We start from the raw sequence: 19,659 nt of genomic DNA, 5'->3' as shown, positions 1-19,659 counted from the left end.
GTTTATGCGGGTGTAGTTCAATGGTAGAACTTTAGCCTTCCAAGCTAATAGCGTGGGTTCGATTCCCATCACCCGCTTACGATTCAAAGAGTTCTTGCATTATGCAAGAACTCTTTTTTTATTTTTAGTGTGTATAAGTTGCCTTATACCGATCAAGTGAACTTTGTGTTGGGTTTTTGTGGTAATCTATTCTTAATCAAAAGTAGAAAAGTTACAGGAGGTTGTTAAATGGGTCCTATTATATTCCTTGTCTTTGTGATGATCGCCATAATTATTTATGGAATTACCCAAACGAGAAAATCGAACAGATTAAAGAAAAAATATGGTGCAGCCTTACATTCAGTCGGAATTCATTATTCAGGTCTACCTCAGGTGCCGGAGGGTAAGAAAGTGGATGTACTACTAGGTAACGGAAACTTATACATACAAGCAGATCAACAAATATTCGAGCTTTCACTAAGTAAAGTGAGTGGCGTACATCACCCTAACCAACGAGAAGTAATGAAATTCCAAAGTTTTCTGATTATTGGTTATCATATGAACGGCAGACATCGAAAAATAAAATTAGCTTTTTTTAAGTCTGCAGTAGCTAAAACATTTTTATGGGAGATCGAGAGGCAGTTATTTACTAATAACTCAAGTAATGGGGTAATTCGATTGTAATTCATGATTGCTTAGTTTTAGTGGTGTAGAATATACATAGTTAATATATATCCCCCGGAAAAGAACATTTGTCTTGTGAAAGCTAATTTTTAAATTATCGGATAAATATGATGAAAATCAAAAGCTCCTCCTGCTTCTATCTAAAGAAGCAGGAGGAGCTTTTGTTTCTACTGCATATCGCTCTACATTAATACCGTTCCAGGATGGTCTGTGTTTTCAGACCGTCGGCAGGGATCAACCAGTTTTTGTTTTGAAGCAATTGTAGTAATTGGTTACGTAGACCAGATACGGTTGCTGCGTCATCTGTTTTGAATGAAACCTCGACGATATTTTCAATACCCGTACCTGCTGCGTTGCGGATCGGCCATACTTCCAGGGTAAGCTCCTGACCGTTCCATGTACCTTCATACCGTTGGAAGGTGATTGGGCCATAGGCACGGGCCTGTGTAAGTTGTTGTTTGCCCCAGTTGGAGGCAGACCAGTTTTTTAATTTACCGGGAAGCTTGTCCAGTAGCAGGTTCAAGGCATCCTTTTCGGAAGGCAACTGTGTGCCAGTTGTTTTGGTGTCTACTTTTTTCGTGTTGGAGAAGCTAAGTGTTTGTTTACCATATCCCCAGTCAATTTCGGCCTCGTAGTTATCATCTGATGAATCGAAGCCTTCCTGATTTGCAAGTGTCAGTGCTGCATTGATATCCCCGTTAATGACAGGATAACGCTTCTTGTAGGTTAACTCGAAGTTGTTTTTATCATCCTTTTTGCGAAAACGGACGTTCCAACCTTGGGCATCCAATCCGAGAGCATTGGTGTCAAAGTACTCCACATTGATATTTCGTGGTGTAGCGTTAAGCCCCAGGGTCTGGATGACCTCACTGCGCGGTGTTCCATTGGCGTTTAACACAAGCTCCGGCTTGGCGAGGAACTTCACTTCATAAGCGGGAACGGCGTTGGCAGCGGCTGAAGCCTGCGGCGTATCCAGAAATGTTAGTCCACTTCCCAGGGTGACGATGCTGAGCATCAACGAGGCGGTTACTTTTTTCCACTTTTTCAAAACCAATCACTCTCCTAATCTGGATTAACGTACAGACCCCACTTTACCGTGCAAGTTTCTGAATACGATTAACGGGAAGCGCACATTACGTTAACCTTGCATAGATTTCATGAATGACCCGCGATAGTTTATATAGGTTCAACCGATAGGCTGATGGAGTAAAGGCTGTGTGTTCATAACTTCGTGTAGAACTTCGATGAACCGATTGACCTGAACAGAAGGGTGGCGATCCTTGTTATGAACGGTATAAATATGGCGTGGTGCCTGCTCTCCCGGAATGGGAAGCACTTGAATAAGACCCTGCTGTTCCTCCCACTGAACGGCCATCCGCGACATGAAGGAGATGTGACCGCCAAGTAACACAAGCTGTTTGATCGCTTCCAGGGAATCCATCTCCACGGTGCTCCGCAGCCGGATATCGTGCTGTACAAGCCAGTGGTTGGTCAGCCTTCGCGTACTGGACTCATCACCGTGTAGAGCAAAAGGCACTTGGGCAATATCTTCAGGTAGCAAGGATTCTTTCTGGGCCAGCACATGATGGGGAGAGCAGATGAGCACAAGATCGTCCTCACACAGCGTTTCGGCGTGTAAAACCGGGCCAACAAATGGCTCGGATGAGATAATACCGAGATCAAGCTGATGCCGGATGACCATCTCGCGGATAACCGGGGCTGGTTTGACAGACAACAACATCCGAATACCCGGAAATTCTTGAGAAAATGTATGAAGCATCGCGGGTAGCAGATAGGTAGCTGGAACATAGCTTGCTCCAATATGGAGCGTACCCCGGTACAGGCTGTCGTATTCCTTGACGACGCGGCGGGCCTCCTGGGTTAGGGCATTGATTTTTACACTATAGTGAAGCAATGCTTGTCCAGCTTCGGTCAGAAATGTTTTTCCACTGCGAGATTCGAATAAACGAACCCCCATCTCTTCCTCCAGTGACTTCATATGAAATGTAACCGTTGGTTGCTTGATGCCCAGAATCTCGGCCACACTTGTCATATGATGATACTTGTCGATCAGTTCAACAATTTGTAATTTGATCAGGTTCATGTTTCTCCCACACTCCTCTGTTCTACAACTTCGCGGTATGTATAATAATCCGATTCCTCCATAGAAAGCCCATAGAAAATTCAATTAAAGATCATACCGTGTCTATCTATAGATTTAATCTATGAACATCAACAGAATTCATCTAAAAAGTTAATTCTCATTTTACAAACATAACAAACAACTCTCGAAAGCGAGCGTTAGACTGAAAACAGTACAAGAGCAGTTTAAAGGGATAAGCCCAAGCAGAGCAATATAAACGAGATAAGCTAAGCTAAGCCAGAGCAATAGCAACAGCAACAGAAGAAATCGAAATAACGGAGAAACACGACAACAGAGTAAAACAAGAGAGTAGTCCAAGGGATATGCAATAAAAGTTTAGTAAAGAGGACAGGCAGGGGTGCTTATGAAACTGGAGTTAACAGGAATTCAAAAATCATTTCATCAAACGCCTGCACTATTGCCCACCGATCTGACGCTTGAACACGGAAAATTCACCACTTTGCTTGGCCCTTCGGGTTGCGGCAAAACGACGTTGCTCCGCATGATTGCCGGACTGGAACAGCCGGATGCGGGGGAGATTCGTGCGGATGGGGAGTACTTCTACTCTACAGCAAAGCGGATTGATACACCGACACACAAGCGTAATCTGGGCATGGTGTTTCAGGATTTTGCATTATGGCCGCATATGACGGTATATGAAAATGTAGCTTTTGGCTTGAAAGCAGGCAAACAGAAGGCTGATCTGCGGCAAAAGGTGAATGAAGCACTTGGCATGGTTCGCCTGCAAGGCATGGAAGATCGGTATCCTCATCAGCTGTCGGGTGGACAGCAGCAGCGGGTTGCTTTTGCCAGGGCGGTAGCGGTGAAGCCGGGTGTTATCTTGTTTGATGAGCCGCTGAGTGCACTGGATGCTGTGCTGCGAGAAGAGATGCGGATTGAGATGATGTCACTGGTACGCGATATGGGACTCACTGCCCTGTATGTGACACATGATCAGATTGAGGCCATGTCGATGTCAGATGAGATCGTGGTGATGCAGAAGGGGCGGATTTTGCAAAAAGGTACCCCGGAAACGATCTACTCTGCGCCAAGTGACTCTTATGTCGCATCGTTTATCGGAAAGTCCAATTGGCTTACGCCAAACGAATCCATGGTTCGGCCGGAATATGTCACCTGGAACAAAACAAGCCACGATGATCTGGGCTACCCCGGAATTATTCTCAGCGTCAGCTATGTGGGAGAACGCTACGAGGTACGTGTGCAGATGGAAGGACTGGGCGTGTGGACAGCATATGCGAATCATAGATTAAGCGTTGGAGAGAAAGTTCAGCTCTATGTATCGCCAGAACGAATCTGCCGAATGCATGATGCGCAGAGCCAGGAGGGCAGTCCAAAGCTGGATATGAAACAGGATATGAATCAGAATGCTAGTGCTAAACAGCGAGAAGTGATCGCCGCAGCTCGGTAGATAGCGACTTACAGGAACTACAGCGACAAGCTTTCTCAAACGCGAAGCATAATGCAATAAAGACAATAACAGAAAAAAATAAAGAAGATATGATCGAAGAAATGGAAGCAAACACTTGCAGTTATACTCTAATTCGAAACTAAGGGAGCTGGAATGGACATGTTCGGTATGAAATCAAGTAAAAAGAGTGCAACACTTTTATTAACAGCAGTGATGAGTCTGAGTCTATTCGGATGTAGTACGGGGAATACAACAACTGGAAACACAGCACAGCCCGCAGGGGAAGGAAATGCAGCAGCGGCAGCGGAAGCGCCGAACAAAGCAGCAGGCGGCAAACTGGTATTGTACAGTGCAGGGCCGCAGAAGCTGGCAGACAATATCGTGAATGGATTTACAGCGATGACAGGCATTGAGGTCGAGATGTTCCAGGGAACGACGGGTAAGATTTTGGCTCGTATGGAGGCGGAAAAAGCCAATCCGGTAGCAGATGTCGTTATTCTGGCTTCACTGCCTTCGGCACAAGCTCTGAAAGCGGATGGACTCACATTGCCATATCCGGAAGCCGCGAATGCGGACAAGCTGAATAAGGAATGGTCGGATGCAGACGGAAACTATTTTAGCAGTAGTGCATCTGCACTGGGCATCGTGTATAACAGCAAACTGGTGGCAACGCCGCCTACAAGCTGGGCTGAACTCGCAACATCCGCATGGAAAGATAAAGTGAATATTCCTGATCCGACCCTATCTGGCTCCGCACTTGATTTCATTACAGGTTACCTGAGCGCCAATGGTGAAAAAGGATGGGATCTGCTGGACGCCTACAAAGCGAACGGTGTAGCGATGGCAGGAGCGAATCAGGAAGCCCTTGACCCGGTGATTACGGGTGCGAAAAGCATTGTGGCAGCAGGTGTAGACTATATGGCTTATTCCGCCAAAGCCAAAGGGGAACCGCTGGATATCGTATACCCTGAAGAGGGTACAGTGATCAGCCCAAGACCGGCGGCCATTCTGAAATCCAGCCCTAACGTAGAGAATGCCAAAGCATTTATCGACTACCTGTTGTCGGATGAAGCACAGAAGCTGGTTACTGATGCATACCTGATTCCAGGACGTGAAGATATCGAAGCAACCAACCGTGCCAATGTGAAGGATATTCCGCAACTGAAAGTGGATTGGAACTGGATGAGCGAGCATGGTGATGAAACCGCAGCACGTTTCTCCGAAACCTTTAAATAAGTGGACGTATGAGTGCTATGGATAAGCTGACTAATGAGATTTTTTAAAGAAACGGAGAGGACAGAAAAAAACTGGAGAAGCGAAGCGTTCGCCTTTATCACCGGATTTTCCCTTTAATAAAGGGAATCAAAAAATCTGGGGATAACAGCGATTGGAAGGTTATTCTGTCATCGGAGTGTTAGTATAAATCATCTTTATTCAGCTTATGGAAGAACAAATACAGAAACGGTGGACAACAGGTGATGCTGCTGTCTTGATGTGGAAAGTCATGTGAGGTGAGCGAAGTGAAACCTGTTGTAATGGATAACAACCGTATTTTTCGGAGAGTGGGCGTGGTGTTGGCCCTCTTTCTGCTGACAATTAGCATTGGTGTGCCGCTGTTACTCATCTTCTGGCAAAGTGTGTACCCGAACGGGCAATGGGATTGGATGGCGCCTCTGCGTACGATTACGGGGCATCATCTATCCGGTGTGTTGCTGAATTCCGTGTGGCTGGGCATCTGCGTGGTGGCGATGACAACGCTATTGGCGTTACCGCTCGCTTGGATGATGTCCAAAACCCGGATGGGAGAGCACCGCTGGGTGGATGTCATCCTGATGATTCCGTTCATGACCCCGCCGTATATCGGCTCGATGGGATGGATTCTGTTTATGCAAAAAGGAGGATACCTCCAGCAATGGATACCCTCCTCTGCGAACTGGACGGAGCTGTTCTTCAGCTTCTGGGGCATGGTCATGATCATGAGCCTGCACTTGTTCCCCTTCCTCTACTTGCTGCTACGGGATGCGTTAATCCGCATCGGCGGCAATTTGGAGGAAGCGGGAGCCGTACACGGTGGGCGTGCCGGATACCGATTCAGACGGATTATTTTACCCTTATTGCTGTCATCTTACGGGATGGGAATTATGCTTGTTTTTGTCAAAACGATTGCGGAGTTCGGTACACCCGCGACCTTTGGGCGCAAAATCGGCTACTATGTGATGACTTCAGAGATTCACAAATACATCTCCAGCTGGCCGATCGACTTCGGTAAGGCGACTTCACTGGCATCGGTGTTGCTGTCCGTCTGTCTGGTTATGTGGTACATGCAGTCAGCAATCAGCCGGAAGTTCACATATCGGTTGGTAGGCGGTAAAGGACAACGCTCGAAGCGCTATTCTTTGCGGGGGTGGGCAGGATGGTTATGTGGTGCATATCTTGCCATCTTGCTCATTCTATCCATCGGCATCCCGTATTTCTCGATCATAGCGGCATCTACGATGAAGCTACGGGGAGTAGGACTTGTGCTGGACAATCTGACATTGGAGCACTACCGGGAATTGTTATCCTGGGGTTCAGTAAGCATGAAGGCGATCGGAAACAGTCTCGGATTATCTCTGGCAGCTTCTACGGTGGCAGTAATCATTGGTACGGGGTTTGCGTTGGCCATTGGCAAGTCATCTTCGTTCATGCAGCGGGTCATCGACTTGTTCAGTCTGCTACCAAACACGGTGCCGGGTATTGTTATGGTGGTTGGTCTGATTCTGTTCTGGAACTCGCCTTGGATGCCCGTGACGCTGTACAACACGTATGGGATGGTGGTGCTCACCTATGTTGTGCTGTTCCTGCCATATACCGTGCAATATGTAAAATCAAGCTTTACCCAGATCGATGGCACGTTGTTTCAGGCGGGTCAGGTGTTTGGCGGTAAGCCGCTTTACATTCTGCGGCGTATCCTAGTTCCGCTGATTCTGCCCGGTATGCTGGCGGGCTGGATGATGACCTTTACGATTGCGACGCGAGAATTGGTCGGCTCGCTTCTGATTCTTCCCCCGTCGATGCAGACGTCGGCGACGTATATTTTTGCCCAGTTTGAACAGGGTCAGGTATCGCTTGGTATGGCGATGGCTGTGGTAACCGTCGGAATGACGGTGCTGATGCTACTGGGGATTGAAATGCTGAATTCAAAGAGAAAGTGGAATCCTTCATGATCAAACTGAATGTATGGGGCGGTGCGGGCGAGCACGGACGTTCCGCCTATCTGCTTAGCGGGAGCCGTTACCGGCTGTTGCTGGACTGTGGTGTGAAAAAAGAAGGCAACGGCGAATATCCGCTCATCGAACCGGAGATTGTGCCACAACTGGATGCGGTGTTATTATCCCATGCCCATGAGGATCACTCCGTTGCCATCCCGCTACTCTACAAGCTGGGGTATACGGGTGAAGTGTGGACAACACGCGAGACGAAAGAGCAGTTAACAACTTACTTTCGATCATGGCGTAACAATATGGAACGTGCAGGTCAATCTTTGCCCTATGATGAAGTAGATGAAAAACAGATTCGCTATCGATTTTTAGAGGATGAGGCTGAGCGTGAGTACTGGTTTGAATTGTTACCTGGTGTATCGGTCATGTGGGGACGTACTGGACATTTGGCCGGATCAGTCTGGTTTGGGCTGGAAATGGAAGATAAGCGAATACTGTACTCTGGTGATTACACGTTGGAATCTATTCTATTACAGGCAGATGATGTGGCTGACGGATTCAGGCAGGCTGATCTGAAGAGGCAGAGACTGAAAGAGGTTATGCCCGTTGCTTCTGTGGCAGGTGGAGCTCAACGTTTGTCTTGGTCCAGCAACGCATCCGTTACGAGTAGCAGGCAAGCCGTGGAGTATGCTCCTTTGGAAGTGCAAATGGAATCTGTCATCAGACTGGATTTGGCTATTATTGATGCAGCCTATGGAACAGATCGTGATGCTCAGGCAGACAAGTTACAGCAACTGGAAAGTGCCATCCAGAATGCTCTTCATCAAGGTGGTAAGGTACTCTTGCCCATGCCTGCGGTTGGCAGAGGACAGGAACTGATTCTGTGGGCACAACAACGTTTTGCAGATATACCTTTGATTGTGGAGCAGAGGCTTGTAGATGGCATGAAGCAATTGCATCGTGCATCTTTTTGGCTTAGAGAGCTGGAAGGTGAAGTCACCGAAAGCGCACCTGCTCATAGGATTGCAACATTTCTGAGCGGAGAAGGCTGGGAAAGCGTGAGTACAACCGAAGAACGGACAACGTTGCTTGAAAAATATGAAGCTTCGCTCTGGTTCATTCCGGATGGCATGATGCAGTCTCCGCTCGCACGCTGGTATTACGGAATGTGGGCACCCGAGATGCAAAATCTGATTTTGCTCACGGGACATACTTCTACCGGTACATTCGCACATCAATTGCTCGAAAATTCTGAGCAATACGGCACATGCAGGGTGGAAAAGGTCCGATACAAGGTTCATCAAGGATGGAATGATGTAGAGCGGATGTTGAACCGGGTCTCTGCACGGCACAACGTGCTGGTTCATACCGATATTGCAGAGACAGAGCGACTAAGACAGGGATTGCTCGTTGGACAATCTCGATCGGGTACAGATATTGATCTATTATCTCCAGGGGATGAGTTAATCTTTTGAAGGAGAGCTTAACGATCACCTCAGTTTTGATTTCGAAAAGGATACGGACAAAGAATAGCTTGAACAGCCAAAAAGGCACCTTGTGTGCCTTTTTTGTCATATTGCTAATCCATTCATTTTTCAATTTCCTAGGGATGTGTCTGTCCTAAGGGGTATAGCCTGCTCTATTTATTGAACCTGAATATTACCTGATCGAGTTATCACGTGTACTTGATATGTTCCCTGACCGGTAACCCCTTGTGATATATGTTTATTTTCGTTCATCTGCTGCCATTCAAGAGCAAAAGAACGCCTTCCGCTACGGGACTCGAGTGTCCAACTTACATCAGGTGCAGGCTCCGCGATCCTTAGCGATATCTTACCACTGGTGGAGGCAAGGCGAATATCTGAAACAATACGGTCAGCGATCAGTTCAATGGAGCCGCTAGTTCCATCCACTACCAGACTATTCTGAGGCCGAATGATGTTTACGGTTCCGGACGAACTGTTGATCTGCAGGCTTCCCTCATAATGTAGAGGGATTTTGACGACCATGACGGGCTTATTGGCCAAGTTAAAGATACGAAACAGATGATTATTGGCTGCGATTCGAATGTGTTGTTGGCTTCGTTCTATTGTGAAAGCAGGTTTACGATCGGGAGCAGTGCTTGACACTTCCAACGAATCAAGGCCGGATACGGTTTCTATGGTTACGGGAGTACTACCGTTATCAATAGAAATGACTTTAGCTGTACCAAGCGGCATGGTCTGATTGTCTGTAAAAGGGGCATGAGGCGGATTGCAGGATACCAGAATGAGAAGCATACAAAGCCATACAGGCCAAACTTTTTTCATTATATCACCTCATAATAAGAAATGGACTAGGAACAGAGTGTGTTCATCCATCGTACGAGATGACGTTACGTAAGGATCAAGTTTTTTTGCATAATGATTAGGAGTTGAAGCTAACGTTACGTCATTTTATATAATAGTTTCAAGTCAAAAAGGTCTTGTTTTGCAAATAGAAGGAGGTGTGAACATGAAAACTGGGGATGTCCTCATATACAGTTGTGTTATCATCGGGGCAGGCATCGGACTAACCATGGATTATGTATTTCCAGGTGTATTAATCGGATTGGGTGCTGGTTATCTTCTGAAATATGTGTGGTCTGGAGAACAGAAAAACAAGGACACCTGAGCGAATTGTACAGGATGCCTGAGAGGTGAACGAACGCTGTATATTCATATTAATGAAATTGCACGTAAGACGGATATTACTGTAAGAACACTGCGGTATTATGATTCAATCGGTCTTTTAAAGCCATCCTCTAAGACAGATGGTGGTCACCGTTTGTATGTAGAGAACGATCTAAAGAAGCTTCAGCAGATTCAGTTTCTCAAAGATTTGGGTTATGCGCTCAAAGATATCCAGGAGATGTTATCGGATGCGTCTTGGAATTGGGAGCATTCTTTGCATAATCAGCTGGATTACATTGTAGAAGAGCAACAACGGCTGAAATCGATGGAGGTATCGATCAGGGAGATGTTGCACAGCTTAGTGCTGGAGCAGGGAGATCAGCATGAAGCGATCGAAAAGCTGATTCAACTCTCCAAACCCAATGTAGCCAAGCGGTCTACTTTAAGAGAGGAACTATTTAGTCATGATGAAATGAAGATGTGGCGGAAGCTACCACGGATGCGAGCAAACGACCCCCATTCACTGGAGTGGATTGCACTACTTGGGCAGCTTAAGAGTCATATGCATGAACCGCCTACATGTGAGAAAGTACAGAACATTATCAGGCGAATGATGGAGAAGCAACGAGAGGACTTCGCGGGGCAGGATGATTTTTTAAACAAACTATGGGAGGCGAGGAAATCGGCTGAAGTTTCCGAAGAGCTTGGCTTTTACCCCTTAGAGCCTGAACTTTTAGATTATATGGAGACGGCCTATGACATTTTTATAACCAACGAAGGTGGAACAGCTGAATGAATGCTGAAATGTTGCTCTATGTTGGAGGCCTCGCAATTCTGGATATGTTAAGCCCAACACTTCTGGGGGTAACCATCTATCTGATGGCGCTGGGGCAAAGACAATTCGGTTCGCGGTTGACGGTGTATTTGCTGACTGTTGCGGTATTATACTTTTTCCTTGGCTGTATACTCATGCTGGGGATGGAGTTTGTACAAAATTATTTGAGTTCCTTTTTCCATAACAAGATTGCAAGCTGGTCGATATTTATCATTGGTGTGTTGTTGTTTGTGGTAAGCTTCTGGATTAAACCCAATTCTCGAAAAAATAATCGAATCCATTCTTTACGCTCTACTGGTACTGTGGGAGTAGTCTTAATGGGGGTTACAACGTTTTTGCTGGAAGCAGGCACAGCCTTACCATATTTCGGTGCAGTAGGTCTCATGACAAGTAAGGGGCTTTCATGGTTGGAATGGTTGCCGCTACTGATCAGTTACAATATTTTGATGATTATGCCGCCTGTGCTGATCTATCTGCTGTACACTTGGATCGGTTCGTTCATTCAATACCACGTGGAGAAGTTGCATCGTAAGCTGGTTGAACATTCGGGCTCTATGCTTTCGTGGGTTATGTGCATAGCTGGACTTATTCTTATTTTCAACGTACTCGATTATTTGTAGCGTTTCGTCTATGTAGTAGAACGAGCAGATATAAGAAATATGGAGTGCGAGATAAAAGAAGTGTATGGGTGTAATTAAATTTCACGTTATAATTGACTTGTGAAATTTTGTATCATATACTGATTGAAATATGGACAGGACGGGGCAGGTGGAGCATCCGGTCTAGGGAGGTTGGCATACGTATGGACACACGAGGAGATATCAGCAGTTACCCGATGTGGGCAAAGTACCGTTCTAAACGGGAGCACCTGGTGATTGGATTGATGTCTGGAACGTCGCTGGATGGAACGGATGCGGCACTGGTACATATTCAAACCGATGAGAGCGGAGCAATGCAACGGCTTGATCTTATTGATTTTGTCTGTACACCATATACGAATGAGCTCAGAGAGAAGTTGATTCGCTTATGTTCTCCCGAAACAGCTCGTGTTGATGAGCTGACAACAGCCCATTTCGGTGTATCCGAATGGTACGCACAGAGTGTACAGGAGCTGCTGCAATCCGCTGGTGTCTCAAGCAGCCAAGTCGATGTAATCAGCATGCATGGGCAGACAATCTGGCATGCACCGGTGCCTTCTGCGTTTCCAAGCCCATTGGGTACCGGCAGTATGAAAGTAAGCTCTACACTGCAAATCGGCGAGTGTGCCGTAGTAAGAGAGCGCACCGGGCTGCCCGTTATTGGTAATCTGCGTGCACGTGATATGGCTGCAGGCGGGGAAGGTGCTCCGCTCACGCCCTATGCGGATGCATTAATGTTCCGTAGTGTTACGGAAGGACGTCTGGTGCAGAACATTGGCGGGATCGGCAATGTGACTGTGCTTCCGTCAGGATCATCCGAGACGGAGGTTTCGGCTTTTGACACAGGACCAGGGAATATGGTGATAGATGCACTGGTTCGTCATGCTACCGAAGGGAAGCAGCATTACGATCCTAATGGAAGTATAGCAGCGAAGGGAACCGTGCACCCCGAGCTGGCCGCATACTGCTTGAATGATGAGTACTTTCGTCGACAACCGCCCAAGAGTACCGGACGTGAAGTTTATGGTGCAGATTATGCCAAACGACTTATGGAATTTGCGGCATTGCATGATCTGTCACTGGAAGATCTGTTAGCTTCCGCAACTTGGTTTACAGCAGAAACAATTGTACGGGCCGTTGAGGATTTTGTGCTGCCCAAGACGTCAATCTCGGCAATGCTTACCTGCGGCGGGGGAACGTCCAATGACACATTAATGAAGATGATTCGGCTAAGACTTCCAGAATCCATACGTCTGGAGCGTATAGCAGATTATGGTGTTCCGGATGATGCCAGGGAAGCGATGGGGTTTGCGCTGCTTGGACATGAGGCTTTGATGGGCAGAACCAATACACTTCCTCGTGTAACAGGTGCGGCACACGCTGTTATTTCGGGACATCTGACTCTGTAGTGGCCATTGAATTGCCAAGGTAAGCTGTGTCTCCCGTTAGACGTGGCCATAAATATAAGATAAAATGCTTGTACAGATAACAGTACGGAGAGGAGGAGCGGATGGAAGGTATGAAAGGTGGACTTGTACGTTTACGCGCATTACTGGATGATCTGACTCCGTCAGAAAGAAAGATCGGAGCTTACATTCTGGAACACCCCCAAGAGACAGTGCAGTCGTCCGTTGCGCAACTGTCTGAACGAAGCGGAGGCAGTCCGGCCGCTATTATCCGGTTGTGCAAATCCCTGGGTGTAACCGGTTTTCAGGAGCTGAAGCTCAAGATAGCGGGGGATTTACAGACCAATGAGCAATTTCAATATACAGAGATTCGTCCTAAAGACTCCATCGAGAGTATTATTCAACATGTGTCTACAAACCATATTCAATCGATCAAGGACACGGTTCATATTTTGGAACCAAGGCTTGTAGATCAAGCGGTTAACATGCTGAATGGAGCCAATCGCATTTTTTTCTACGGCGTGGGGGCGTCTAATTTGATCGCATTGGATGCACATTACAAGTTTATGCGAATTAACCGAACCAGCTTTTCGTTCGCCGATCCACATATGCAGATTTCGTCTGCGACGACGTTGCGTGAGGACGATGTTGTGGTCTGTATCTCTTATTCAGGCGAGACCTCCAATGTGATTTCCTGTTTGAAGCATGCCCGTGAAGGTGGTGCAGGAACAATCAGCATTACCAAGTGGGGCAGTAACACGCTGAGCAGTCTTGCGGATGTTCCTCTTATGATTACGTCGATGGAGAGCGATATTCGCAGTGGAGCTACCTCTTCACGCATTGCACAGCTTAACGTCATTGATATTCTTTATTTGGCTATTGCTAGCCGGGATTATAATCAGTCGGTGCAGTACCTGGAGAAGAGCAGACAAGCGATTCAGGAGCATAAATGAGCAACGAGATTATGATGTGTTTAGAACATAAAAACGTGGAGAATCCCGTACAGTCACATGTACCAGGGATTTTTTTGATGAGGAATTACAATTTTACGCTAGGAAAAATAGAAATAGAGAAGCCAACCGGGCAAGCAAGGCTTCTCTCATGTAAATAACCATCTCTCAGCGCCGGGAAAGCTCGCCTATACGTACCAAATGACTTGCTGCCCGAGCTTCTTTATCACAACTTCTTTAATACAAACAAGGTGCCGTCCCGATCAGCCTGATCCGGCAATAGCATGACGTACAAAACCATCTGCATTCTCTAGCCGACGCCCGGCTTCGTCTGCATCGACATCTGCCATCAGCATCACAATAGCTGTTTTGACATGTCCATTTGCTGCGGTAAAGGCTTGTTCAATTTCGTTTTCCTGCGCTCCAGTCGCAAGCTGTATCATGCGTTTTGCCCGGTGTACAAGCTTTTCGTTGGACGGATTCAGATCCACCATGAAATTTCGATATACCTTACCTAAACGGATCATCGCTGTTGTCGTCAGCATGTTCAGAATCATTTTCTGGGCGGTGCCGGCTTTCATGCGAGTCGACCCCATTACAACCTCTGGTCCCATAACCGCTTCAATACTCACATCCGAGAGTGCTCTCATAGGTGTACCTGCATTATTGCTCAACCCGATGACTACAGCACCAAGCTGCCTGGCATAATTCATGGCTCCAAGCACATAAGGGGTGCGTCCACTTGCTGCAATACCAACGACAACATCGTTGGCGCGTAGTCCGTGCTGCTTCAAATCCATTACCCCGGCTTCCTCACTATCTTCTGCGCCTTCTACCGGATCTTTAACTGCCCGAAACCCGCCTGCAATAATGCCCTGCACCATAGAAGGTGGAGTACCATACGTAGGGGGACATTCCGATGCATCGAGAATACCCAGCCTGCCGCTTGTACCTGCACCTACATAAAACAGTCTTCCTCCCGATTGAAAGCTGGTTACGATGTGGTCTGCGGCTTGAGCAATGACTGGAATTAGTGGCTGAATAAGCTCAGCTATGCGGCGATCTTCCCGATTGATGAGTTCCATAATTTCGCCTGAAGGCAGTTGATCCATATCATCTGTCTGTGGGTTAGGCTGTTCCGTTACTAATGAGTTAAGGGTATGATTCATCCGTAAGCCCTCCTTTTTGTTTAGAATGATTTATCCAAGTGGCATTGTAGTCTTGCTAATTGTGCCGCACCGACTGCCGGGACAGGAGCATTTTCCGAGCAGACAACCTGTTGTTGATCGTGCACTTCGGTAAGATGTTGAAGGAATGTATTTCGAAACAGGGAAGAGTAGCGAAAGATAGAACCGGAAAGTGCCATAGGAGCCGTGGCGAAAGAAACATGTTGGCGTATGAGCACTTTAGCGGTATCGGCCAGTTGCTGTGCCTCATCCATGAGAAGGAAACGTGCTACCTCATCCCCTCCAGCAGCGGCTTCTATTGTCAGGCGAGCTATGGAAGCCATACTTGATTTGTTCCAGTCCGCTTGGTATACCACGTACTTTAATTCCGGTGGATGCTTGACTTGCAACTCCTGCAATACGAGTGATGTCAAAATGGTTGTAGGCAAAACGCCATCATGACTCTTCATAACGCTTTGCAGTGTACGCTGTCCAATTCGATAACCGCTCCCCTCATCTCCGAGTAGATGTCCCCACCCGCCTGCCCGGTTCACTTTACGTGCCGGTGTGATTCCATAGATGATTGAGCCGGTTCCTGAAATGGCAAGCAAACCGTGCGGTTGCCCAAGCGAGGCCATTAGCGCGATTTCTCCCTCCGTGACAACATGGATCGTACAGTTTACATGAATGGAATCAGCCTTGTTTTTTTTGCTTTTCATATAGTCATTAACGTGAGCGGTAATCCACTGTCGCTCTTGATCTTCAGCTATACCTGACATACCGAGACATATACTCTCACAACTAGACGAAAAATCTACATCGGATGAAAATAGAACATCTAAGAGATGAAATAACTCCTTTATAGCTTCGTGAGGCGGCACACTATGTGGATTCGTTGCACCGCCGCGCGCTGTTGCTAGAATGTCCCCAGATTCAGAAATGATTGCTGCATCAGTTTTGGTACCGCCTCCATCAATTCCTACGTATACTCGCAAGAGTGCTCACCTCGTTAGGGCTTATTTTCTTTTTTTCATAGTATAGAGGCTTAAAACGAAAAAGTAAAATTAAATTTTATGAATAAAATTATTGTTGAATTTTTATTTTACACCTCATATAATGAATTCAATCCACAATTTTGGAAGGAATCGATACGATTGATGTTACATTAATTAACGTTAAAGTTTCATTAGTAAAACTAGACCTTGCCGAACAGGTTCTCCAAGGAGGTGTAGATTACGGCTCTGTGCCAAGTTGTGAACAGAGGGTTACGAAAGGGAAAGGTAACAGAAGGGCACCAGCAATAGACATTCATAATGGGCGTAGGACAAGAGAAGACGACATGCAAAAGGAGATGAAGGATATGAAAAGGAAGGGTCTTGTTTTGGCGATGGTGTTATTGATGGTCTGGATCACAGCCTGTGGCAACAGAGGTGGAGCGGATTCGAATGATCCGGGTGCGAATGATACGGTGACGGTATGGACATACCCGGTTCATGGCACATACGAGGATGAATTGAAGGACTTAATTGCTGATTTTAATAAGGAACACCCGAATATTACGGTGAAAACGGAAATGCTCTCCTGGGCTGAGGGGCCCAAGAAATTTGATGTCGCTTTAAACGCGGGAAATCCGCCTGATCTGTACTTCCATAGTGTGGACGGTACGTATGTGAATACCGGACTGGCACTGGAACTGGACAGTTATCTGACCCCTGAGATCAAAGATGACTATCTGCCGGGCACTTTGGAACTGGGGCAGATTCAAGGGAAACAATACGGTCTGCCTCTTTATCAGTTCCAGTGGGCGTGGGGCGGTAACAAACGTATTCTCGATGAAGCAGGCATTGATTGGAAGAGCATCCAGAAGAATGGCTGGACCTGGTCAGAGTTTAACGAAGCCGCGGCCAAGTTGACGAAAACGCTGGATAACGGAAGTAAACAATATGCCTTGGTGACAGATGGTACTTCGCTTGATTTTATCGAAATGCTGTCCCGTAACAACGGCATGATTGATGTGCTGGACGAAACCGGAAAGTTCCAGTGGAACGATGGACGGATTCTGGACACGCTCTCTTTTATCAAAAATTTGATGGATCAGGGTTATATGCCGAAGGAAACGGCAGCACTTGCTCCGGCGAAGCGGACGGACATGTTCTATGCCGGTGAAACGGCAATCATCTCGAAGGCGATTCCTTATTATGATGTCATGATTCAGAACCGCAACAAAGATATTGACGATGGCAAGGTGCAGGGTGAAAAGATTGATTTTGTATTGCTGCCCGTACCGCACAATGATAATCAGCCTGCGGCAACAACGATGGGCGGCGAGGGTTATGTGGCCTTCAAACAGAAGAAAGACAAGGGCGAGCAGCATGCCAAAAATACTTTTCTTGTAATGGAGGCGCTTAGCGGTGCCAAAGCAGGGAACTCGGCTAATGAGCTGGCTCTTCCTTTTGTCAGACAATCGCAAGCTGACTTATTCAAAGGCAAGGAGCTGGGACAGCAGGTAAATCTGGATGCAGCCAGAGAAATGGCCAAACACATCGCGATGCCGGTCGTGCTCAAGCTGGACATTGACAAAGCATCACAGCAAAAGCAATTCAAGGAACAGGTTGTGAAACCAAACATTCAGGCGCTGTTCTCGGGTGAGAAAACCCCGGAGCAGATTGCGGAAGACTTCAAAGGCAAAGGTCAGCAGATGTTCGGGCAATAAATAACTTCGCAGTGATACTTTGATTCGGAGAGGAGGATTCGCCATGCAGACCGCCCTTGCGCCGGAGCCTGCACCCCGGCATTCCCGGGTTGTCCGGTTCTGGCGAGATTACGGGTGGGCGTATTTGTTTATTTTGGCGCCTGTCCTGCTGTTTCTCGTTTTTACAATGTACCCCGTATTAACAGCTCTTGTTATGAGCTTTCAGAAATACAACATCATGAACTCCATGTGGGTGGGATTGGACAATTACGAACGTCTGGTGAAGGACGAAACCTTCTGGAAATCGATTAAAAATACCGTCATTTTTACACTTGGAACAGTACCCGTCAACATCCTGATTACATTTGTGCTCTCGTATTTTATCTTCCAGATGAAAAGCAAATGGCAGACGTTCTTCAAGGCCACACTTTATCTGCCTGCGGTAGCATCGGGAGTGACGATCTCGATCGTGTGGCTCGCCATTTTTGACCCGACGGATTCGGGACTACTCAATCGCTTCCTGGGCTTTTTCGGCCTTGATCCGGTCATCTGGCTTGGCCAGTCAGGGACAGCCCTCTTTTCTCTAATCTTGATGAATTGGCTTGGTTCCCACGGTGCAGGCATCATTCTGTATCTTGCAGCTATGGGCGGTATCCCGAAATCGCTGTACGAGGCTGCCGATATCGATCATGCGAGCGGATGGACACAATTCAGCAAGATTACATGGCCCCTTTTGAAACCAACGACGCTCTACTTGCTTGTGACTGGCGTCATTACGTCCTTTCAAGTGTTTATTTCCGTATACCTGATGACCCAAGGCGGGCCTAACTTTGCGACCACTACGATTGCTTATTTAATCTATGAGACGGCCTTTAAGTTTTACGAGTTTGGATTAGCCTCGGCACAATCCTTTGTACTGGCAGTCATCATTATTGTCATCTCCGTGATTCAATTCAAATATTTCTCCAGTGATATCGAGTATTAATTAGGGCTTTCATTAGGCATCCGGGGGTGAATACACGTATGAATTCAACACGAAAAAAGATGTTGCTTGTTATAGCGTCTGTTTTGCTCGCTGGCTGGGCACTGATTACGATTATTCCGATGTACTGGATGCTCGTCGGATCGGTGCAGGACACAACGATGTCAGCTTCGTTTAAGCCACAGATGATACCCGAGCAACTGTCCATGTCGCCGTATGACCGTTTTTTTGCCAAAACGGATGCATGGCGCTGGCTCTATAACTCGTTACTGATCTCCGTTATATTGACAGTCACCAATGTGTTCTTTGCTTCGCTGGCAGGATATGCGTTTGCTAAATTAAAATTTCCGGGCAGTCAGGCCGTGTTCTGGGTGTTGCTTGGAACGATGATGATTCCTGCACAGGTTACGCTGATTCCGCTCTACATTTTGATGGTCAACGTGTTTGATCTGGGGGACACGTACACAGCGATTATCCTTCCCGCAGCAGTCAGTGTAGGCAATATCTTTCTGATGAAACAATTTATGTCCACCCTGCCGACTTCCCTTATTCACGCGGCTCGAATCGATGCATGCAGTGAGTTCGGCATCTTCTGGAAAGTGATTCTGCCCATGGCAAAGCCAGGAATCGCGGTGCTGGCGATTTTCACTTTTGTCGCCTCATGGAATGAATTTTTCTGGCCTTTCCTGATCACCAATTCGAATGAGATGCGCACGGTGCAGGTTGGACTCGCATCCTTTGTTTTTGCTGAATCCACCGACTTCGGTGCCATGATGGCTGGAGCTACAATTGGTGCATTGCCGATGATCATTCTGTTCTTCTCATTGCAACGTTATTTCTTGCAAGGCATCACGATTGGAGCCGTGAAGGGATAACCACTGCAACCTATGCAGTTACAACAGGT

Annotated in this window: 18 protein-coding genes and 1 tRNA gene; 14 read left to right on the top strand and 5 right to left on the bottom strand. The window is 46.9% G+C overall.

The window, feature by feature from the left end; all coding sequences use genetic code 11:
• Window positions 1-6 precede the first annotated feature (6 nt).
• Both BLQ13_RS10820 and BLQ13_RS10815 read left to right on the top strand, forming a co-directional pair.
• Window positions 7-77, top strand: a tRNA-Gly gene (locus BLQ13_RS10820).
• Window positions 78-228: 151 nt separating this feature from the next.
• Window positions 229-663: a hypothetical protein gene (locus tag BLQ13_RS10815; protein ID WP_090919005.1), complete on the top strand. Its 435-nt coding sequence runs from the start codon at window positions 229-231 to the stop codon at window positions 661-663.
• Window positions 664-850: 187 nt separating this feature from the next.
• On the opposite strand, the gene BLQ13_RS10810 is transcribed toward BLQ13_RS10815, so the two are convergent.
• Both BLQ13_RS10810 and BLQ13_RS10805 read right to left on the bottom strand, forming a co-directional pair.
• Entirely contained in the window at window positions 851-1,711 is an 861-nt protein-coding gene (locus BLQ13_RS10810; RefSeq protein ID WP_090919003.1) for a hypothetical protein, read from the bottom strand.
• Between the two features lie 138 nt (window positions 1,712-1,849).
• The gene (locus BLQ13_RS10805) at window positions 1,850-2,767 is read right to left on the bottom strand and encodes a LysR family transcriptional regulator (protein WP_090919001.1); all 918 of its coding nucleotides are present in this window, start codon (window positions 2,765-2,767) and stop codon (window positions 1,850-1,852) included.
• Between the two features lie 403 nt (window positions 2,768-3,170).
• Here BLQ13_RS10805 and BLQ13_RS10800 point away from each other — a divergent pair, with 403 nt between their 5' ends.
• The 4 genes from BLQ13_RS10800 (at window position 3,171) to BLQ13_RS10785 (ending at window position 8,910) form a co-directional block, all read left to right on the top strand.
• Window positions 3,171-4,235 (top strand): ABC transporter ATP-binding protein, encoded by a 1,065-nt coding sequence (locus BLQ13_RS10800; RefSeq protein ID WP_090919060.1) that lies wholly within the window; start codon window positions 3,171-3,173, stop codon window positions 4,233-4,235.
• Between the two features lie 159 nt (window positions 4,236-4,394).
• Entirely contained in the window at window positions 4,395-5,471 is a 1,077-nt protein-coding gene (locus BLQ13_RS10795; protein ID WP_090918999.1) for an ABC transporter substrate-binding protein, read from the top strand.
• 299 nt (window positions 5,472-5,770) lie between these two features.
• The gene (locus BLQ13_RS10790; RefSeq protein WP_090919058.1) at window positions 5,771-7,441 is read left to right on the top strand and encodes an ABC transporter permease; all 1,671 of its coding nucleotides are present in this window, start codon (window positions 5,771-5,773) and stop codon (window positions 7,439-7,441) included.
• On the top strand, window positions 7,438-8,910 hold the full coding sequence (locus tag BLQ13_RS10785) for an MBL fold metallo-hydrolase (RefSeq protein WP_090918997.1): 1,473 nt from the start codon (window positions 7,438-7,440) through the stop codon (window positions 8,908-8,910). Before BLQ13_RS10790 ends, BLQ13_RS10785 begins: the two co-directional genes overlap by 4 nt.
• A 168-nt stretch (window positions 8,911-9,078) precedes the next feature.
• Here the strand turns inward: BLQ13_RS10785 and BLQ13_RS10780 are convergent, their stop codons facing one another.
• A complete protein-coding gene (locus BLQ13_RS10780) occupies window positions 9,079-9,744 on the bottom strand; it encodes a DUF4097 family beta strand repeat-containing protein (RefSeq protein WP_090918995.1) in 666 nt (221 codons plus the stop codon).
• Window positions 9,745-9,928: 184 nt separating this feature from the next.
• Between BLQ13_RS10780 and BLQ13_RS28510 the strand changes: the two genes are divergently transcribed.
• The 5 genes from BLQ13_RS28510 to BLQ13_RS10760 all read left to right on the top strand — a co-directional run bounded on the left by BLQ13_RS28510 (window position 9,929) and on the right by BLQ13_RS10760 (window position 13,918).
• Window positions 9,929-10,087, top strand: coding sequence for a hypothetical protein (locus BLQ13_RS28510; RefSeq protein WP_167375708.1), 159 nt, complete (start codon window positions 9,929-9,931; stop codon window positions 10,085-10,087).
• Between the two features lie 42 nt (window positions 10,088-10,129).
• The gene (locus BLQ13_RS10775) at window positions 10,130-10,882 is read left to right on the top strand and encodes a MerR family transcriptional regulator (protein ID WP_090918993.1); all 753 of its coding nucleotides are present in this window, start codon (window positions 10,130-10,132) and stop codon (window positions 10,880-10,882) included.
• The gene (locus BLQ13_RS10770; protein WP_090918991.1) at window positions 10,879-11,541 is read left to right on the top strand and encodes a GAP family protein; all 663 of its coding nucleotides are present in this window, start codon (window positions 10,879-10,881) and stop codon (window positions 11,539-11,541) included. Before BLQ13_RS10775 ends, BLQ13_RS10770 begins: the two co-directional genes overlap by 4 nt.
• A 182-nt stretch (window positions 11,542-11,723) precedes the next feature.
• Window positions 11,724-12,968, top strand: a complete 1,245-nt coding sequence (locus BLQ13_RS10765) for an anhydro-N-acetylmuramic acid kinase (protein WP_244159281.1) — start codon at window positions 11,724-11,726, stop codon at window positions 12,966-12,968.
• Between the two features lie 110 nt (window positions 12,969-13,078).
• The gene (locus tag BLQ13_RS10760) at window positions 13,079-13,918 is read left to right on the top strand and encodes a MurR/RpiR family transcriptional regulator (protein WP_090919054.1); all 840 of its coding nucleotides are present in this window, start codon (window positions 13,079-13,081) and stop codon (window positions 13,916-13,918) included.
• 260 nt (window positions 13,919-14,178) lie between these two features.
• Here the strand turns inward: BLQ13_RS10760 and murQ are convergent, their stop codons facing one another.
• Together murQ and BLQ13_RS10750 are read right to left on the bottom strand one after the other, a co-directional pair.
• Complete coding sequence (gene murQ / locus BLQ13_RS10755; RefSeq protein ID WP_090918989.1) at window positions 14,179-15,084, bottom strand: N-acetylmuramic acid 6-phosphate etherase; 906 nt, start codon at window positions 15,082-15,084, stop codon at window positions 14,179-14,181.
• Between the two features lie 20 nt (window positions 15,085-15,104).
• Complete coding sequence (locus tag BLQ13_RS10750; RefSeq protein ID WP_090918987.1) at window positions 15,105-16,076, bottom strand: N-acetylglucosamine kinase; 972 nt, start codon at window positions 16,074-16,076, stop codon at window positions 15,105-15,107.
• A 365-nt stretch (window positions 16,077-16,441) separates the two neighbouring features.
• Here BLQ13_RS10750 and BLQ13_RS10745 point away from each other — a divergent pair, with 365 nt between their 5' ends.
• The 3 genes from BLQ13_RS10745 to BLQ13_RS10735 are packed head-to-tail and all read left to right on the top strand — an operon-like array spanning window position 16,442 to window position 19,630.
• Window positions 16,442-17,794 (top strand): ABC transporter substrate-binding protein, encoded by a 1,353-nt coding sequence (locus tag BLQ13_RS10745; protein ID WP_090919052.1) that lies wholly within the window; start codon window positions 16,442-16,444, stop codon window positions 17,792-17,794.
• Window positions 17,795-17,837: 43 nt separating this feature from the next.
• Window positions 17,838-18,758, top strand: a complete 921-nt coding sequence (locus tag BLQ13_RS10740) for a carbohydrate ABC transporter permease (RefSeq protein WP_090918985.1) — start codon at window positions 17,838-17,840, stop codon at window positions 18,756-18,758.
• A 38-nt stretch (window positions 18,759-18,796) separates the two neighbouring features.
• Window positions 18,797-19,630: a carbohydrate ABC transporter permease gene (locus BLQ13_RS10735; RefSeq protein WP_090918983.1), complete on the top strand. Its 834-nt coding sequence runs from the start codon at window positions 18,797-18,799 to the stop codon at window positions 19,628-19,630.
• Window positions 19,631-19,659: the final 29 nt, after the last annotated feature.

The sequence above is a fragment of the Paenibacillus polysaccharolyticus genome (assembly GCF_900102085.1).
GTDB classification, from domain to species: domain Bacteria; phylum Bacillota; class Bacilli; order Paenibacillales; family Paenibacillaceae; genus Paenibacillus; species Paenibacillus polysaccharolyticus.
This window is presented reverse-complemented; position numbering and strand designations above follow the sequence as displayed.

Excerpts from the sequence above, each read along its gene's own strand:
- BLQ13_RS10815 (WP_090919005.1), top strand. The coding sequence starts at position 229 with ATGGGTCCTATTATATTCCTTGTCTTTGTGATGATCGCCATAATTATT.
- BLQ13_RS10805 (WP_090919001.1), bottom strand. The coding sequence starts at position 2,767 with ATGAACCTGATCAAATTACAAATTGTTGAACTGATCGACAAGTATCAT.
- BLQ13_RS10800 (WP_090919060.1), top strand. The coding sequence starts at position 3,171 with ATGAAACTGGAGTTAACAGGAATTCAAAAATCATTTCATCAAACGCCT.
- BLQ13_RS10795 (WP_090918999.1), top strand. The coding sequence starts at position 4,395 with ATGTTCGGTATGAAATCAAGTAAAAAGAGTGCAACACTTTTATTAACA.
- BLQ13_RS10790 (WP_090919058.1), top strand. The coding sequence starts at position 5,771 with ATGGATAACAACCGTATTTTTCGGAGAGTGGGCGTGGTGTTGGCCCTC.
- BLQ13_RS10785 (WP_090918997.1), top strand. The coding sequence starts at position 7,438 with ATGATCAAACTGAATGTATGGGGCGGTGCGGGCGAGCACGGACGTTCC.
- BLQ13_RS10780 (WP_090918995.1), bottom strand. The coding sequence starts at position 9,744 with ATGAAAAAAGTTTGGCCTGTATGGCTTTGTATGCTTCTCATTCTGGTA.
- BLQ13_RS28510 (WP_167375708.1), top strand. The coding sequence starts at position 9,929 with ATGAAAACTGGGGATGTCCTCATATACAGTTGTGTTATCATCGGGGCA.
- BLQ13_RS10770 (WP_090918991.1), top strand. The coding sequence starts at position 10,879 with ATGAATGCTGAAATGTTGCTCTATGTTGGAGGCCTCGCAATTCTGGAT.
- BLQ13_RS10765 (WP_244159281.1), top strand. The coding sequence starts at position 11,724 with ATGGACACACGAGGAGATATCAGCAGTTACCCGATGTGGGCAAAGTAC.
- BLQ13_RS10760 (WP_090919054.1), top strand. The coding sequence starts at position 13,079 with ATGAAAGGTGGACTTGTACGTTTACGCGCATTACTGGATGATCTGACT.
- murQ (WP_090918989.1), bottom strand. The coding sequence starts at position 15,084 with ATGAATCATACCCTTAACTCATTAGTAACGGAACAGCCTAACCCACAG.
- BLQ13_RS10745 (WP_090919052.1), top strand. The coding sequence starts at position 16,442 with ATGAAAAGGAAGGGTCTTGTTTTGGCGATGGTGTTATTGATGGTCTGG.
- BLQ13_RS10740 (WP_090918985.1), top strand. The coding sequence starts at position 17,838 with ATGCAGACCGCCCTTGCGCCGGAGCCTGCACCCCGGCATTCCCGGGTT.
- BLQ13_RS10735 (WP_090918983.1), top strand. The coding sequence starts at position 18,797 with ATGAATTCAACACGAAAAAAGATGTTGCTTGTTATAGCGTCTGTTTTG.